Genomic DNA, 15171 nt, shown 5'->3' on the forward strand with positions numbered 1-15171 from the left:
TATTGGCTTCCATGGAAGCCAATCGCTGGGTCGTGCTGACCGCCGTCGCGCCGGTGGCCTGGGGAGCGAACTACTTCGTCACCCACGCGTACCTGCCCGCCGACAGCCCCCTCTACGGAGCCGCCCTGCGCGCCCTGCCCGCCGGCGCCGTCCTGCTGCTCCTGGCGAGGAAGCGGCCCCGCGGCCGGTGGTGGTGGCGCTCGGCCGTGCTGGGGCTGCTCAACGTGAGCCTGTTCTTCTTCCTCGTCTACGCCGCCTCCCAACTGCTGCCGACGAGCATCGCCTCGACGGTCATGGCGGTGTCGCCGCTCGCGATGATGCTGATCGCCTGGGGGCTCGTCGCCGAACGCCCGGGCGCCGCCCACCTCGCCGGGGCGCTCGTCGGCCTGGCGGGGGTCGGGCTCATGCTGCTGTCGGGCACCGGCGGGGTGGACGGGACCGGAGTCCTCGCCTCCGCCGCCGCCATGCTCGTGTCGGCCTTCGGCCACATCCTCGCCACGCGCTGGAGCGCCGACGCGGACGCCGGCGTCGACGTCCTCGCGTCGACCGCCTGGCAGCTGACCGCCGGAGGGCTCCTCCTCCTGCCGGTCGCCGCCGTCGTGGAGGGCGCCCCGCCCGCCCTCTCCCCGTCCGCGCTCCTCGCCTTCGCGTACGTCTCCCTGATCGCCACCGCCCTGGCCTTCACCGTCTGGTTCGCCGGGCTGCGCCGCCTGCCCGCCGCGACCGTGGGCCTGCTCGGCCTGCTCAACCCGGTCACGGGCGTGCTGCTCGGTGTGGCGGTCGCCGGGGAGTCCCTGACGGGGCGGCAGCTGTGCGGACTGGGGCTCGTCCTGTGCGGAGTGCTCCTGGGCGGACCGGGGCGCGGCGGACGCGGGGCGACTGCACAGGCTCCCGCCCAGGCTCCGGCTCCTGCCCAGGCTCCGGCTCCCGCCCCGGCCTCCGGACCGGCCGACGTTCCTGCCGGTGCCCCTGCCGACGCCGAGGGGCCCGTCCGGGACGCCTCCCCGGACGGCGCCCGGGTGCCCCGCCGGGGCCGGTGGGGCGCGAAGTCCCCTGCGGAGAAGCCCGCTTCGGAGCGGAGGCCGTCCCGTACAGTGCGGTGACGGGGGAGTCCGCGCAGGTCGCGGCCCCTCGCCGGACGGTGTCGGACGGGTCGCGGGGGTGGCGGGGCATGGACGTGGAGCGGCTGTGGGTCGAGGGCTGGGCGGTCGCCCGGCAGGCACCGGAACCGGTGGAGGTGCCCTGGGGCCTGAGGATCGACGTCGGACGGCCGGCCCGGACCGTCCGGCACGTCCTGCTCGGCGCCGACGGCGAGACCGCCCGCCGCCTCGTCGGCACGCTCACCGAACCCGCCACCTGCGTCAAGGCGTTCCTTCCCCGGCGCGAGATGGACCCCTGGTTCCCCGCCGCGTGGGAACCGGTCGAACCCTGCTTCCTGATGGCCGTCGACCTGCGCCCGTCGCGCGCGGCCGTACCGGACGGGTACACCACCACCGTCGATACCTCCGGCGGCCTCACCCGCGTCGGCGTCCTCACCGACGACGGCGAGGTCGCCGCGTGCGGCAGGACCGGCCGGGCCGGCACCGCCTGCGTCTTCGACCAGGTCGTCACCGAGCCGGCCCACCGGCGGCGCGGCCTCGGGACGGTCGTGATGGGCACCCTCACCCGGGCCGCCCTCGCGCACGGCGCCTCCGTGGGCGTCCTCGGCGCGACCGAGCAGGGCAGGGCCCTATACGAGACGCTCGGCTGGAAGGTCCACGCGCCCCTGAACGGCTTCGTCCACCGGCCCGCCACCCCCTGACCCCGGCTCCCCGCGGCCGGTTCCCGCGCGCCCGCACCCCGGCGGCTCCCTGTCCCGCAGGGCCCGTCGACCGCATCATGGCCGGGGAGGCGCCTCGACGCGGGGCGCGGGTCGACCGGGCCGGGGGCCCGAACGAGGGGGCGGGACAGTGGACGGAGCGGCACTGCTCAGAACGGTGGGCGCGTGGCTCTTCATCGTCGGAGGAGGACTCCTGGTCCTGGCCTCCCTCAGCGCCAGGCGCCACACCTCGGCCGGCACCCGCCGCCTCCAGGCCTTCACGGGCCTGTGCGGCGTCGCCCTGGGAGCCCTGGACCTCCTGGGGGACTGAGCGACGCCCGGCGGTCCCGCCATGGGCCGGCACGCCCCGGCGCATCGACGAGGGCCGGCGCGCGGGGCTGTCGGGGGCCTGCCCGAGCCCGGCACAATCGCCGGTATGACGATCACCACGGGGCCGTCGGCCCTGCGCCGCGGCGCTCCCGTCGCCCTGCTCGGCGGGTTCCTGACGGGCGCCGTGATCGGGGCGACGCCCGCCGCGCTCATCGCCGGCGTCGTCGTCGGGAGCGTCCCGCTCTTCGCCGGGGGCCTCGCCCTCCCCGCGGGCCACGGGCTGCTCGTCCTCCTCGCCCGCCGGCGGCGGCGCGCGCGGCGGGCCGCCCTCCCGCCCCGTACCGCCCTCGCGGTGATCGAGAGCCGGGACGACGTCGAGGTCCCTCCGGGGGCGGGCGACGTCCGGGTGCGGTGCGGGCTCGCCGTCGCGCCGGACGGCGCACCGGCGTTCCGCGTCACCGTCACCCAGGACGTCGAGGCCGTCGAGCTGCCCGCCCACCGGCCGGGCCGCGTCGTGGTGGTGGAGTATCCGCCGGACCGGCCGTGGCGGGCGAGGATCGTCGGGCGGCCGACCCCCGTCTGGGAGCGGCGCCTCGCCGCCTCCCCCCGCCCCGACGCCGGCGCGTGGACGCCGAGGGCCGAGGAGCCCCGGGAGGGCCGGGCCGTCGGCTGGATCCGGCTCCTCGGCCTGCTGCTCGCCGCGGCCGCCGTGGTCCACCTCTCCCGCACGGACCTGCTGCCCGACGGCCCGGCGGAAGGATCCGGCATAAGCGGGCCCGGGTACCTCGGGCTGTGGTGCGCGGTGTTCGGGGCGGTGGCGCTGACCGGGTACGCGCGCCACCTGCTCGGCGTGTCGAAGGCACGGCGCACGGTGCGGACCGTCGGCCGGATCGAGCGCGTGACGACGCCCCGCCACGGAGGCTCCCCGCGCGGGGGGGATACCGGTGGTCGTCTCCTTCCGCGACCCCGCCACCGGAGAGGAGTTCGCCGTCACCGGCGACGGCGAGCCCGGCCGGCGCGGCGTCCACTACCCCCGGGGCAGGCCCCACGCCTACCGCCTCACCGACGGCCCCGAAGCCCCCCGGAGCGGTCCCGGCGGCGCGCACCTCGCGCTCCTCGCGGCCTACGCCGGAGCGGTCGCCGCGGCGACGGTCGAGCGGGGCTGGCCGTGGGCGCTGCTCGGGTTCGCCGGCCCGTGGGCCGTCCTCCTCGCCTACCGCCTGCCCGGCACCCTCCGCGGGATCCGCCACCGGGCCGACGGGCTCGCCGCCATGGAGGCGGTTCCCGCGCGCGTCGTCGCCGTCCTCCGGAACGTCACCACCGACGAGGACGGCCACACCTCGACCACCGTCGTCCCGGTCGTCGCCTTCACCACCCGCGCGGGGACGTCCGTCACGGCGCACTGCGCCACGGGCTTCCCCGACCCCGAGAACGCGTACGGAAGAAAGCTGACGGTCCATCACCGTCCCGACGATCCGGCCGAGTTCGTCCTCGACCCGGAGGCCGCGCGCCGCTCCCGCGGGAGCGGCGCCGTCGCGGACGTCCTGGGCCACCTCGTCGTCCTGGCCGCGGCCGTGGTCGGCGCGGTCGCGGTCTGACGCCCGCCGCGGTCCGACGACGGCGCCGCCCCCCGCGTGGCCTCACACGCTGAGCGCCTCGCGCACGGTGCTCTCCGCTCCGGTCCCGCCCGCTCCCGACGAGGTGACGCGGCCCGCCTCCAGGACGAAGTACCGCTGCGCCGCCCGCATGGCGAAGCCCACGTGCTGCTCGACGAGGAGCACGGACAGGCCGCCGCGCGAGGTGAGCGACAGGATCACGTCCTCGATCTCCCGGACGACGGACGGCTGGATGCCCTCCGTCGGCTCGTCAAGGAGGAGGACCCGCGGCCGGGTGATCAGGGCGCGGGCCAGCGCGAGCTGCTGGCGCTGGCCGCCCGAGAGGAGCCCCGCGCGGCGCCCCGACAGCTCGCCCAGGACCGGGAAGAGGTCCAGCGCCTCCGCGACGGCCCGCCGGCCGTCCGGCCGCCCGTCGGCGACGAGGCGGAGGTTCTCGGCGGTGGTGAGGTGGGGGAAGGACTGCTGCCCCTGGGGGACGTACGCCATCCCGCGCGCGACCCGCTGGTGCGGGGCGAGCCGGGTGATGTCCTCGCCGTCCAGCAGGACCGTCCCGGCCGTCGGCCGGATCGATCCCATCGCGGCCCGCAGCAGGGTGCTCTTCCCGGCGCCGTTGTGGCCGAGGACGGCGGCGACGCCGTTCTCCGGGACCGTGACGGTCACCTCGTGCAGCACGGTGGTGCGGTCGTACCCGGCCCGCAGGGCGGTGATCTCCAGCACGGTGCTCACGCCCCTTCGGCGACGGTGGCGGTGGCGGTGGCGGGAACGCCCCCGGGCACGGAACCGGAACCGGGCACGGAACCGGGCACCGAATCGGGCACCGAACCGGGCACCGAACCGGAACCGGCGGCGGATCCGAGGTAGACCTCCTGGACCCGTGCGTCGGCCTGGACGTCGGCGACCGAGCCCTCGCTGAGCACCCGCCCCGCGTGCAGGACGGTGACGCTGCGGGCGAAGGAGCGCACGAAGTCCATGTCGTGCTCGATGACGACGACCGTCCGCTCCCCGCTCACCCGGCGCAGCAGCTCCCCCGTCGCCTCCCGCTCGTCGTGGCTCATGCCGGCGACGGGCTCGTCGAGCAGCAGCAGCCGCACGTCCTGGACCAGGAGCATGCCGATCTCCAGCCACTGCTTCTGCCCGTGGGCCAGCGCGCCCGCGGGCCGGTCCCGCAGCCCGGTCAGGCCCGTCGTCTCCAGCGCCCTCGTCACCGGCTCGGGGACCTCCTTGCGCCGCCGCAGCAGCGTCAGCGGACCGCGCCCGGCACCCGCCGCGATGTCGAGGTTCTGCAGCACGGTCAGCTCCTCGAAGACCGTCGCCGTCTGGAAGGTGCGCCCGATGCCCAGGCGGGCGATGCGGTGCACGGGCCTCCCGCGCAGCTCCCGGCCCTCGAAGCGGACCGAGCCGGTGGAGGGCACCAGGCCGGTGATCGCGTCGACGAGGGTGGTCTTGCCGGCCCCGTTGGGGCCGATCAGGAAGCGCAGGTCGCCGGGGCGGATGTCCAGGTCGACGCCGTCGACGGCGGTGAAGCCGTCGAACGTCACCCGCAGGTCGCGGACGGTCAGTCCGTCGCCGTTCATGCGGTCCCTCCTGTGGGAGCCGGGGGAGTGGTGCGGGGGCGGGCGCGCCGCGCGCGGACGGCGGACGCCAGGGAGGCGAGCCCCCCGGGCAGGAAGCCGACGGCCACCACGAAGAGCAGCCCCTGGAGGTAGGTCCACGCGGCGGGGAAGGCGTCGGACAGGGTGCTCTGCGCCCAGGCCACCGCGATCGCGCCGAGCACGGCGCCGAGGAGCGAGGCCCGGCCGCCGACCGCCGCGCCGATGACGAAGCCGATGGACGGCACGATCCCGATGAGGGCGGGGGAGATGATGCCGACGGCCGGCACGAACAGGGCGCCGGCCAGACCCGCCATGCCGGCCGCCCCGACGTACGCCACCAGCTTGACGGCCGCGGGGTCGTAGCCGAGGAAGCGCACCCGCTCCTCGGCGTCCCGCACGGCGACCAGGAGTTCGCCGTAGCGGCTGACGAAGAGCTGCCGGACCGCCGCCATCAGCAGCAGCAGGACGGCGGCGATGACGAAGTACACCATCCGCTGGTTGACCGGGTCGTCCAGGTCGTAGCCGAAGAAGCCCTGGAAGTCGGTGAGTCCGTTGGTGCCGCCGGTGGTGGCCTGCTGCCCGATCAGCCAGATCGACAGCGCCGCCGCGAGCGCCTGGCTGAGGATCGCGAAGTACGCGCCCTTCACCCGCCGCCGGAAGACGCAGAGGCCGAGCAGCGCGGCCACCGCCATCGGCAGCAGCACCGTCATCGCGAGGGCGAAGGCGGGGTGGGCGAAGGGCGCCCACCACCACGGCAGCGCCCCGGACGTGCCGTACAGCTGCATGAAGTCGGGCAGCGTCGAACCCGCGGCGGCCGCGTCGGCGAGCTTCAGGTGCATCGCCATCGCGTAGCCGCCGAGGCCGAAGAAGACGCCCTGGCCGAGGACGAGGAGTCCGCCGCGTCCCCAGGCGAGGCTGACGCCTACGGCCACGATGGCGTAACACAGGTACTTGGCCAGGAGGCTGAGCCGGAAGTCGGAGAGGACCAGCGGTGCGACGCCGACGAGCAGCACGGCGCCGAGGACGAAGGCCCCCGGGACGCGGAAGCGGGCGGCGAGCGGGCCGCCGGCCGGCTTCCGCGCGGCGCCGGCGGACGGTGGGGAGGGGGAGAGGGTCGTCGTCATGCCAGACTCCGGGTACGCAGTGTGTAGAGGCCCTGGGGTCGCCACTGGAGGAAGGCGACGATCGCCACGAGGACGAAGACCTTGGCGATGCTGACGGTCGTCGAGTACTCCAGGACGGACTGGAGCACCCCCAGCGCGAAGGCCGTGATCACGCTCCCCTTCAGCTGCGCGACCCCGCCGACGACCACGACGAGGAAGGCGTCGACGATGAAGTTGGTGCCCATCGTGGGGCCGATCGGGCCGACCAGGGTGAGCGCGACGCCGGCCACCCCCGCCAGACCCGAGCCGAGGAAGAAGGTCGTCCGGTCCACCCTGGCCGTCGCGATCCCCGAGACCTCGGCGAGGTCCCGGTTCTGCACGACGGCCCGGATGCGGCGCCCCAGCGGCGTCAGCCGCAGCAGCAGCGTGAGGCCGAGCACGCTCAGCAGCGCGAGCCCGAGGATGAAGAGCCGGTTGGTGGCGAAGGTGACGCCCGCGACGGAGACGTTGCCGGTGAGGAGCTCGGGCGCGCGGGTCTGGACGTTGGGCGCGCCGAAGACGTCCCGGGCGAGCTGCTGGAGCATCAGGGAGACGCCCCAGGTGACGAGCAGGGTGTCCAGCGGCCGGGCGTACAGCCGCCGGACGACCAGCCACTCCAGGAGCGCCCCCAGGGCGCCGGCGACCAGGAAGGCCAGCGGCAGGGCGAGGAGCAGCGGGAGGCCCGCGCCGCCGAGGGACTGCTGGAGCACGTACGTGGTGTAGGCGCCGGCCATGATGAACTCGCCGTGGGCCATGTTGATCACGCCCATCTGCCCGAAGGTGAGGGTCAGGCCGAGCGCGATGAGCAGGAGGACCGCACCGATGCTGATGCCGGTGAAGGACTGGTTGAGGACGACCGTCATGAAGCGGCTCCGGAAGGGGACGGGCGGGGCGGGGCGTGCGGGGCGGGGGCCGGGTCAGGAGAGTCCGGCGGCCCAGGGGTAGCCCTTCAGGTACGGGTCCGGGGCGATCGGCCCGCCCGAGTTCCACACCTCGTCGATGAGGCCGTTCGCGCCGATCCTGCCGATCCGGGCGGTCTTGTGGACGTGCTGGGTCGCCCCGTCGACGGTGATCGTGCCCTCGGGGGAGTCGAGGGTGATGCCGTCGGAGGCGGCCTTCACCTTCGCCACGTCGAAGGAGCCGGCCTTCTCGACCATCGCCTTCCACAGGTGGACGGAGTTGTACGCGGCCTCCATCGGGTCGCTCGTCGGCTTGTCGGCGCCGTAGGCCGCCTGGTAGGCCGCGCGGAACCTCTCGTTCGCGGCGCCCGGGGTCGTCTGGTAGTAGTTCCAGGCGGTCAGCTGGCCCTCCAGGTACTGGGTGCCGATGCTCTTGACCTCCTCCTCGGCGATGGAGACCGAGAGCACCGGGAGGCCCTTCGCGGTGAGGCCGGCCGACTTGTACTCCTTGAAGAACGCCACGTTGCTGTCGCCGTTGAGGGTGTTGAACACGGCGTCGGCACCGGCACCCTTGACCTTGTTGACGATGGTGCTGAACTCGGTCGAGCCGAGCGGCGCGTAGTCCTCGCCGACCACCCGCATCCCGTTCGCCTCGGCGTACGCCTGGATGATCTTGTTGGCGGTGCGCGGGAAGACGTAGTCGCTGCCGACCAGGTACAGCCGGGTCAGCCCCTGCTTCTTGAGGTACTCCAGCGCGGGCACGATCTGCTGGTTGGTGGTGGCGCCGGTGTAGAAGATGTACGGGGACTGCTCCAGGCCCTCGTACTGCACCGGGTAGAACAGCAGCGACCGGTACCGCTCGAAGACCGGCTTGACGGCCTTGCGGCTGGCGGAGGTCCAGCAGCCGAAGGTGGCGGCGACCTTGTCGTCCGTGATCAGGGCCTCGGCCTTCTCGGCGAAGGTCGGCCAGTCGGAGGCGCCGTCCTGGCTGACGGGCTCCAGCTTCTTGCCGAGGACCCCGCCGGAGGCGTTGACCTCCTTCACCGCGAGGAGCAGCGCGTTGTGCACCGTCACCTCGCTGATCGCCATGGTGCCCGAGAGCGAGTTCAGCAGGCCCACCTTGACGGTGGCGCCCGACGTGTCCGCCTTGGCCTCCGCGCCGGAGGAGGTGCCGCTGCCGGTCTTGGCGCCGCAGGCGGCGAGGACCCCGGCGGCGCCGACGGCCGACATGCTCGTGAGAAGACCGCGTCTGGTGAGGATGAGCCCGGACATGCGTGACCTCCGTGCCCCGAGGGGCGAGGTGAGGGGAGCGGATGACTCCGATCGCTGAAGTGCGTCACAGCCTGGGCCGGATCTGTTTCCGCCGCGTTTCCGAGCAATTGAAGAACAGTTTCCACAGGAAGCAATTCGCCGGGGAGGGCAGGAGAGGATCCCTCAGAAACCTTGCTGGCCAGGGGAGTTGTCCACCCGCAGGCATTGCTTTCCGGGGGAAGGATCCGTTCTCCCGGTGCCTCTGGGGGAACCCCGCGGGCGGCTGTAGGCTCGACGCGTCCCCCACCCCGGGGCGTACGGAGACGAGAGCGCGAGGAGCGAGATGACGGACCGGCCTCACGACCTGCTCCACCAGCTGACCCGGGCCGAACGCCTCTCCGCCCGCCGGCTCCAGTCCGTGCTCGACGGCTTCGGCTGCTCCCTGGAGGCCTGGCGCGTCCTGGACCTGCTCGCCGACGGCGAGGGCCACCACATGACGGCCCTCGCCGAGCACGCCTTCCTGCCCGCGCCCACCCTCACCAAGCTCGTCGACCAGCTCGTCGACGCGAACCTCGTCTACCGCCGCGTCGACCCCGCCGACCGGCGGCGCGTCCTCGTCGCCCTGACGGCCCGGGGCGCCGAACACCGGCGGCTGCTCTCCCGGGCGGTGCGGGCCGACCGCTCCCGGTGGGCGGACGCGCTCGCCGAGGACGACGAGGAGCGCCTCGCCGGCCTCCTGTCCCGGCTCTCCGAGGCCCTCGGCGGCGGCGCGGCGCTCACCGGGGCGGGGGCGGAGCGGGCAGCTGGGCGAGGACGTTGAAGTCGTGGCCGTCCGCCTGCGCCAGATAGATCCGCTGGCGCACGTGACGGCCGCTCAGACCGAGCAGTCCGCGCGGCCCTTCGTAGGAGACGTGCTCGGCGGCCGCGCCGATGGCGGACACGTCCAGGGTCCGCGCCCGCTCGATCAGCGCGGCGAGCAGCAGCACCCCCTCGTAGCAGGATTCGCCGAGACTGCCCGGCACCGGCGCGTCGATCCCGAAGCGCCCGGCGTACAGCCCGTGGAAGTCCATGCTGTTCCGGTCCGCGAGCGAGGCGAAGAAACCGGCCGTGCTGAACAGGTCGACGGTGGCGTCCGGTCCGCTGCCCAGCAGCATGTTCTCGTCCATCAGCGTGCTCAGCCGCAGACACCGCCGGTCGAGACCCGACGCGGCGAACGCCCGGTTGAACCGGACGGCGTCGCTGCCCACCAGCAGCATCAGCACCCCGTCCGCGTCCGTCCGCTCGACGCGCCGCAGCACCTCGCCGAAGTCCTCGGCGCCCAGCGGCAGATAGGCCTCCCCGCACACCCGGCCCCGGCACGCGCGCGCGTACCGGCGGGCCGCCCGCGCGGTGTGCCGGGGCCAGACGTAGTCGTTGCCGACGACGAACCAGCGCCGCGCGCCGCGCGCCTCGGCCAGCCACGTCATGGCCGGCAGCAGCTGCCCGGCGGGGGTCTCGCTGGTCAGGAAGACGCCCTCGGTGTGCTCCCCGCCCTCGTACAGCGCCGTGTAGACGTACGGCACCCGGTGCGCGATCCGCGGCGCGACCGCCCGCCGCACCGAGGAGATGTGCCAGCCGGTGACGCCCTGCACCGCTCCCGTCGCCACCAGCGCCTCGACCTCCGCGGCGACCCGGCGGGGAGCGGCGCCGCCGTCGACCTCGACCAGCCGCAGCTCCCTGCCCAGCACGCCGCCCGCCTTGTTGACCTCCTCGGCCGCCAGGCGGGCGCAGGCCTCGCAGGTCGGGCCGAAGATGCCGCCGGGCCCCTGCATCGGGTAGACGAGGGCGACGTTCACCACCGACTCGTCGGCCGTGAACCACTCGGGGGTGCGGACGGGGAGCGGCCGGTGCATGGCCCCCATGATTGCCGCCCCCGCGGCGGCGCCCAAGCGGCGACCTGGATCGAGACCGAATCGTAGAGTCGCGGCGCGCCGGGCGGACAGGCGGCACCGTCCGGTCCGGCGGAGGGCGGTTCCGGCGGGAGGGCGGGGCGGCGTCGGGCCCGGCGGAGGACGGTCCCGACGGGCCGGTGGGGGCGGCGTCCGGTCCGGCGGAGGACGGGCGCCGAGGGCTCAGCCGGTCCGGACGTCCCCCACTCCGGCCGGGACCAGGAGGTCGGCGGCCGTCGCGGCCCGGACCTCCTCGACCCCGACGCCGGGGGCGAGTTCGACCAGGGCGAAGCCCTCGGGGGTGACGTCCAGGACGGCGAGATCGGTGACGATCCGCTGGACGACCCCCCGGCCGGTCAGGGGGAGGGTGCAGGCGTCGACGAGTTTCGGGGTGCCGTCCTTGGCGGTGTGCTCCATGAGGACGACGACCCGGCCGGCGCCGTGGACGAGGTCCATCGCCCCGCCCATGCCCTTCACCATCTTGCCGGGGATCATCCAGTTGGCGAGGTCGCCCGAGGAGGAGACCTGCATCGCGCCGAGGACGGCCGTGTGGATGTGGCCGCCGCGGATCATCCCGAAGGAGAGCGCCGAGTCGAAGAACGACGCCCCCGGCAGGGTCGTGACGGTCTCCTTGCCCGCGTTGACGAGGTCGGGATCGAGCTCCTCCTCCGTCGGGTACGGGCCGACGCCGAGGATGCCGTTCTCGGACTGGAGCACCACCTCCACGCCGGGCGGCAGGTGGTTGGGGATGAGCGTCGGAAGCCCGATGCCGAGGTTCACGTAGCTGCCGTCGGCCAGTTCCAGGGCGGCGCGGGCCGCCATCTGCTCGCGGGTCAGGGTCATCGGACGGCGCCTTCCTGTCGGACGGTACGACGCTCGACGCGCCGCTCGGCGGCGGGGTCGCCGGGCGTCACCCGGACCACCCGCTGGACGAAGACGCCGGGCAGGTGCACCTCGTCGGGGTCGAGCTCGCCCGGCTCGACCAGGTGGTCGACCTCGGCGACGGTGATCCGTCCGGCCATGGCGGCCAGCGGGTTGAAGTTCCGGGCCGAGGAGCGGAAGACGAGATTGCCGTGCCGGTCCCCGACGGTCGCCCGGACCAGCGCGAAGTCCGTCGTGATCGCCTCCTCCAGGAGGTAGGGCCGCCCGCCGAACTCCCGCGTCTCCTTCGGCGGCGAGGCCACGGCGACCCCGCCGTCGGCGGTGTACCGCCACGGCAGGCCGCCCTCGCCGACCTGCGTGCCGGTGCCGGCGGGGGTGTAGAAGGCGGGGATGCCCGCGCCGCCCGCCCGCAGCCGCTCCGCCAGGGTGCCCTGCGGGACGAGCTCGACCTCCAGCTCGCCGCTCAGGTACTGCCGGGCGAACTCCTTGTTCTCGCCCACGTACGAACTCGTCATCCGGGAGATCCGTCCCGCGGCGAGCAGCAGGCCCAGCCCCCAGTCGTCGACGCCGCAGTTGTTCGACACGACCCTCAGACCGCCGACCCCGCGCTGCCACAGGGCGTCGATCAGCGTGCCGGGGATCCCGCACAGCCCGAAGCCGCCCACGGCGAGCGTGGCGCCCGCGGGGATGTCGGCCACCGCCTCCGCCGCGCTCGCGACCGTCTTGTCCAGACCCATACGGACCCTTTCCCTCGGGCGGCCCGCCGCGGCGTCCTGCGCCGGCACGGGCCGCCGATACGACCGATGGGCAGCGAGCCTAGGCAGGCGCCGGGGGCCCGGCCATGGTGGTCGTCCACACACCGGCCCCGGGGGAGATGGTGCCCACCACCTCCCGCGTGCGGCGGCGACCGCCCCGGCCGCGACCGCCGCGCACACCCTTTCGCGGCCCTTCCGCGCCCCGAGGCCGGGGCCTCGGGGCGCGGATCCCAGCCCGGGTCCCGGGCCCCGGCCTCGGGGCGCGGCCGGCACCGTCACCAGCCTGCCCGCCACCGTGCCCCCTCTCCCCGCCCCCCCCCGCACCGTGCCCCCTCTCCCCGCCCCCCACAGCGCTCCGTCCCGCCCGCCCCGCTCCGGGCATCCCGGCCACCCGTCCGCCCCGGGCGGATGGTGCCCCGCCCCACCACGGGGCCGTCAGGAATGGGCGATACGCCCATGGGTCGGAACGAATCGCCGTCATAGCCTCTCGCGCGTCCCAGAAACCCGATCCCCGGAGGCACCACGATGCGTCTCTCCCCCGGCTCCCCGCCGGGCGCGCTGCGCCGCCGCACGCTCACGCTCCTCACCGCGTCCGCCCTCGCGCTCACCGCCGTCCCGGCCGCCGCGGCCCCCGGCACCGCCGCCCAGGGAAGCCCGGCCGGACACTGCGCCCGCCAGAACCACGTCCGCGTTCCCGGCGCCGAACTCCAGCGGACGGCCTGCCTGGACGAGCTGACCACGGCCGGCACCGTCGCCTCCGGGCACACCGACCCGGCCGACTGGGCCGGGCTCACCCCCAAGGGCCTGGCCGTCCCCACCGGCGTCCCCGGCCTCCAGATCGACGGCTACTTCCCCGACACCTCCACCACCAACACCAACCACGGCTGGAACCACGACGCCCAGTTCGTCATCCGGCTGCCCGATCGCTGGAACGGCGGGCTGGTCGTCGCCGGCACCCCCGGCAACCGCGAGCAGTACGCCAACGACCGGGCCATCGCCGACTGGGTGCTGGCCAAGGGGTACGCCTACGCCGCCACCGACAAGGGCAACACCGGCCTCGCCTTCCACCGCGACGGCCGCGCCCCCGGCGACGCGATCGCCGAGTGGAACGCGCGCCTCACCCAGCTCACCCGGGCCGCCAGGTCCGTGGTGGCGCAGCGCTACCACCGCCCGCCCGCCCGCACCCTGGCCACCGGCATGTCCAACGGCGGCTACCTGGTGCGCTGGCAGCTGGAGAACCGTCCCGAGCTGTACGACGGCGGCGTCGACTGGGAAGGCACCCTCTGGCGCGCCGACGGCCCCACCCTCCTCGACTTCCTCCCGAAGGCCCTGCGCGCCTACCCGGCCTACGCGGCGGGCGGCGACGGCGCCGACCGCGCGCGGCGCGAGCTGCACGCCGCGGGCTTCCCCGCCGGCTCCGAGTTCCTGTGGCCGTACCACCACCAGGTCTACTGGGACCTCACCCAGCGCATCTACCGCGAGGAGCTGGACCCCGGCTTCGACGGCGCGACCGAGGCCGGCACCCCGTACTGCGCGACGGGCACGCCCGCCTGCGACACCGACTACGCCTACGCGTCCCGGCCCGAGGAGGTCCGGCGGGCCGTCGGGAAGATCGCCCTCACCGGCCGGATCGGCAAGCCCCTGATCACCCTGCACGGCACCCTCGACGTCCTGCTCCCCATCGGCGAGGACTCCGACGTCTACGCCCGCATGGTGCGCGACGCGGGCCGGGGAGGGCTGCACCGCTACTACCGCGTCGAGGGCGGCACCCACACCGACGCGCTGTACGACGTCTTCCCCGACCGGCTGCGGCCGCTCGTGCCGTGCCACCGCAGCGGCTTCACGGCGCTGGAGGAGTGGCTCGCCACCGGCGCCCGCCCGCCGGCCTCCGGGACCGTCGCCATGCCGTCCCCGGCGGACCCGGCCGAGCTCCTGAACCGCTGCCCCCTCGGCGGCTAGCCGCCGCAGTGGTGCCGCACACCACTGTCGGACCGTTCTTTGTGGTGGTCCCGTCCATGGGAGGGGCCCGGAGCTCTCCCTACTGTTTCCGGCCATGACGAACACATTTCCCACCCCGGTCCCCCCGCCGCCCACCGCGGCGGCCGACCTGACCGGTCGCACCGCCCTGGTGACCGGTGGCGGCAGCGGCATCGGCCGGGCCTGCGCGCTGGCCCTGGCGGAGGCGGGGGCCACCGTGCACGTCGTGGACCGGGACGGCCCGGCCGCCGAGGCGGTCGCGAAGGCCGCCGGCGGACAGGCGCACGAGGCCGATCTCGCGGACCGGGCCGCGATCGACCTCCTCCCGTCCGACGTCGACATCCTCGTCAACAACGCGGGGCTCCAGCACGTCGCCCCGCTCACCGAGTTCCCCCCGGAGCGCTTCGCGCTCCTCCAGAGTGTGATGGTCACCGCCCCGTTCCTGCTCATGCGGCGCACGCTGCCGCACATGTACGGACGGGGCTGGGGCAGGATCGTCAACGTCTCCAGCGTCCACGGCCTGCGGGCCAGCGCCTACAAGGCCGCCTACGTCGCCGCCAAGCACGCCCTGGAAGGGCTCAGCAAGGTCGCCGCCATCGAAGGCGCGCCGCACGGCGTGACCAGCAACTGCGTGAACCCCGGATACGTCCGGACCCCCCTGGTCGAGGGACAGGTCCGCGACCAGGCCGCCGCCCACGGCATCAGCGAGGGCGACGTCCTGGCCGACGTCATGCTGGCCCGCTCGCCCGTCAAGCGCCTGCTGGAGGCGGAGGAGGTCGCCGCGGCCGTCCTGTGGCTCTGCGGACCCCACTCCGGCTACCTCACCGGCACGTCCCTGCCGCTGGACGGCGGCTGGACGGCGGGCTGACCCCGAGCCCGCCCCGCTCACCCCACCGCATCACCAGTCCCACACTGCACCTCCAGTCCCACCTGCACCATCTGTCACACCCGCACCACCCGCCTCATCAAGCACCATTCATCCCACCCGCTTCACCCCGTAC

At 74.7% G+C, this 15171-nt stretch carries 15 protein-coding genes; 7 read left to right on the plus strand and 8 right to left on the minus strand.

The features are described 5' to 3' along the window. Window positions 1–11 precede the first annotated feature (11 nt). From IE287_RS16920 to IE287_RS38545, 4 genes are all read left to right on the plus strand, one after another. Window positions 12–1103, plus strand: a complete 1092-nt coding sequence (locus tag IE287_RS16920) for an EamA family transporter (RefSeq protein WP_189849888.1) — start codon at window positions 12–14, stop codon at window positions 1101–1103. A gap of 68 nt (window positions 1104–1171) precedes the next feature. Next, window positions 1172–1801, plus strand: coding sequence for a GNAT family N-acetyltransferase (locus IE287_RS16925; protein ID WP_189849889.1), 630 nt, complete (start codon window positions 1172–1174; stop codon window positions 1799–1801). 148 nt (window positions 1802–1949) lie between these two features. Further along, complete coding sequence (locus tag IE287_RS16930; protein ID WP_189849890.1) at window positions 1950–2129, plus strand: hypothetical protein; 180 nt, start codon at window positions 1950–1952, stop codon at window positions 2127–2129. A 943-nt stretch (window positions 2130–3072) separates the two neighbouring features. After that, window positions 3073–3726 carry a DUF3592 domain-containing protein gene (locus IE287_RS38545; RefSeq protein ID WP_308436871.1) on the plus strand — a complete coding sequence of 218 codons (654 nt, stop codon included), beginning with the start codon at window positions 3073–3075 and terminating at the stop codon, window positions 3724–3726. A gap of 42 nt (window positions 3727–3768) precedes the next feature. On the opposite strand, the gene urtE is transcribed toward IE287_RS38545, so the two are convergent. From urtE to urtA, 5 genes are read right to left on the minus strand one after another with little or no spacing between them, the layout of a single operon-like run. Then, entirely contained in the window at window positions 3769–4470 is a 702-nt protein-coding gene (urtE, locus tag IE287_RS16940) for an urea ABC transporter ATP-binding subunit UrtE (RefSeq protein ID WP_373307857.1), read from the minus strand. Further along, window positions 4467–5318 (minus strand): urea ABC transporter ATP-binding protein UrtD, encoded by an 852-nt coding sequence (urtD, locus tag IE287_RS16945; protein ID WP_229883530.1) that lies wholly within the window; start codon window positions 5316–5318, stop codon window positions 4467–4469. The genes urtE and urtD overlap by 4 nt, the downstream gene beginning before the upstream one ends. Further along, complete coding sequence (gene urtC / locus IE287_RS16950) at window positions 5315–6460, minus strand: urea ABC transporter permease subunit UrtC (protein ID WP_189849891.1); 1146 nt, start codon at window positions 6458–6460, stop codon at window positions 5315–5317. Before urtC ends, urtD begins: the two co-directional genes overlap by 4 nt. After that, complete coding sequence (urtB, locus tag IE287_RS16955) at window positions 6457–7341, minus strand: urea ABC transporter permease subunit UrtB (protein ID WP_189849892.1); 885 nt, start codon at window positions 7339–7341, stop codon at window positions 6457–6459. The genes urtC and urtB overlap by 4 nt, the downstream gene beginning before the upstream one ends. Before the next feature lie 54 nt (window positions 7342–7395). After that, window positions 7396–8649 carry an urea ABC transporter substrate-binding protein gene (gene urtA, locus IE287_RS16960; protein WP_189849893.1) on the minus strand — a complete coding sequence of 418 codons (1254 nt, stop codon included), beginning with the start codon at window positions 8647–8649 and terminating at the stop codon, window positions 7396–7398. 322 nt (window positions 8650–8971) lie between these two features. Here urtA and IE287_RS16965 point away from each other — a divergent pair, with 322 nt between their 5' ends. Beyond that, window positions 8972–9448: a MarR family winged helix-turn-helix transcriptional regulator gene (locus tag IE287_RS16965; RefSeq protein WP_189849894.1), complete on the plus strand. Its 477-nt coding sequence runs from the start codon at window positions 8972–8974 to the stop codon at window positions 9446–9448. Here IE287_RS16965 and IE287_RS16970 read toward each other — a convergent pair. The 3 genes from IE287_RS16970 to IE287_RS16980 all read right to left on the minus strand — a co-directional run bounded on the left by IE287_RS16970 (window position 9405) and on the right by IE287_RS16980 (window position 12175). Further along, the gene (locus tag IE287_RS16970; RefSeq protein WP_189849895.1) at window positions 9405–10520 is read right to left on the minus strand and encodes a substrate-binding domain-containing protein; all 1116 of its coding nucleotides are present in this window, start codon (window positions 10518–10520) and stop codon (window positions 9405–9407) included. The genes IE287_RS16965 and IE287_RS16970 overlap by 44 nt on opposite strands. 219 nt (window positions 10521–10739) lie before the next feature. Beyond that, on the minus strand, window positions 10740–11399 hold the full coding sequence (locus IE287_RS16975) for a CoA transferase subunit B (protein ID WP_189849896.1): 660 nt from the start codon (window positions 11397–11399) through the stop codon (window positions 10740–10742). Next, the gene (locus IE287_RS16980; protein ID WP_189849897.1) at window positions 11396–12175 is read right to left on the minus strand and encodes a CoA transferase subunit A; all 780 of its coding nucleotides are present in this window, start codon (window positions 12173–12175) and stop codon (window positions 11396–11398) included. Before IE287_RS16980 ends, IE287_RS16975 begins: the two co-directional genes overlap by 4 nt. 543 nt (window positions 12176–12718) lie before the next feature. Here IE287_RS16980 and IE287_RS16985 point away from each other — a divergent pair. Together IE287_RS16985 and IE287_RS16990 are read left to right on the plus strand one after the other, a co-directional pair. After that, complete coding sequence (locus tag IE287_RS16985) at window positions 12719–14152, plus strand: 3-hydroxybutyrate oligomer hydrolase family protein (RefSeq protein ID WP_189849898.1); 1434 nt, start codon at window positions 12719–12721, stop codon at window positions 14150–14152. A gap of 94 nt (window positions 14153–14246) precedes the next feature. Continuing rightward, window positions 14247–15038, plus strand: a complete 792-nt coding sequence (locus IE287_RS16990; protein WP_189849899.1) for a 3-hydroxybutyrate dehydrogenase — start codon at window positions 14247–14249, stop codon at window positions 15036–15038. Window positions 15039–15171: the final 133 nt, after the last annotated feature.

Origin of the sequence: Streptomyces omiyaensis, assembly GCF_014650895.1 — a bacterium.
GTDB classification, from domain to species: Bacteria; Actinomycetota; Actinomycetes; order Streptomycetales; family Streptomycetaceae; genus Streptomyces; species Streptomyces omiyaensis.

Excerpts from the sequence above, each read along its gene's own strand:
- IE287_RS16920 (WP_189849888.1), top strand. The coding sequence starts at position 12 with ATGGAAGCCAATCGCTGGGTCGTGCTGACCGCCGTCGCGCCGGTGGCC.
- IE287_RS16970 (WP_189849895.1), bottom strand. The coding sequence starts at position 10,520 with ATGCACCGGCCGCTCCCCGTCCGCACCCCCGAGTGGTTCACGGCCGAC.
- urtB (WP_189849892.1), bottom strand. The coding sequence starts at position 7,341 with ATGACGGTCGTCCTCAACCAGTCCTTCACCGGCATCAGCATCGGTGCG.
- urtD (WP_229883530.1), bottom strand. The coding sequence starts at position 5,318 with ATGAACGGCGACGGACTGACCGTCCGCGACCTGCGGGTGACGTTCGAC.
- IE287_RS16975 (WP_189849896.1), bottom strand. The coding sequence starts at position 11,399 with ATGACCCTGACCCGCGAGCAGATGGCGGCCCGCGCCGCCCTGGAACTG.
- IE287_RS16965 (WP_189849894.1), top strand. The coding sequence starts at position 8,972 with ATGACGGACCGGCCTCACGACCTGCTCCACCAGCTGACCCGGGCCGAA.
- urtC (WP_189849891.1), bottom strand. The coding sequence starts at position 6,460 with ATGACGACGACCCTCTCCCCCTCCCCACCGTCCGCCGGCGCCGCGCGG.
- IE287_RS16985 (WP_189849898.1), top strand. The coding sequence starts at position 12,719 with ATGCGTCTCTCCCCCGGCTCCCCGCCGGGCGCGCTGCGCCGCCGCACG.
- IE287_RS16990 (WP_189849899.1), top strand. The coding sequence starts at position 14,247 with ATGACGAACACATTTCCCACCCCGGTCCCCCCGCCGCCCACCGCGGCG.
- IE287_RS16980 (WP_189849897.1), bottom strand. The coding sequence starts at position 12,175 with ATGGGTCTGGACAAGACGGTCGCGAGCGCGGCGGAGGCGGTGGCCGAC.
- urtA (WP_189849893.1), bottom strand. The coding sequence starts at position 8,649 with ATGTCCGGGCTCATCCTCACCAGACGCGGTCTTCTCACGAGCATGTCG.
- IE287_RS16925 (WP_189849889.1), top strand. The coding sequence starts at position 1,172 with ATGGACGTGGAGCGGCTGTGGGTCGAGGGCTGGGCGGTCGCCCGGCAG.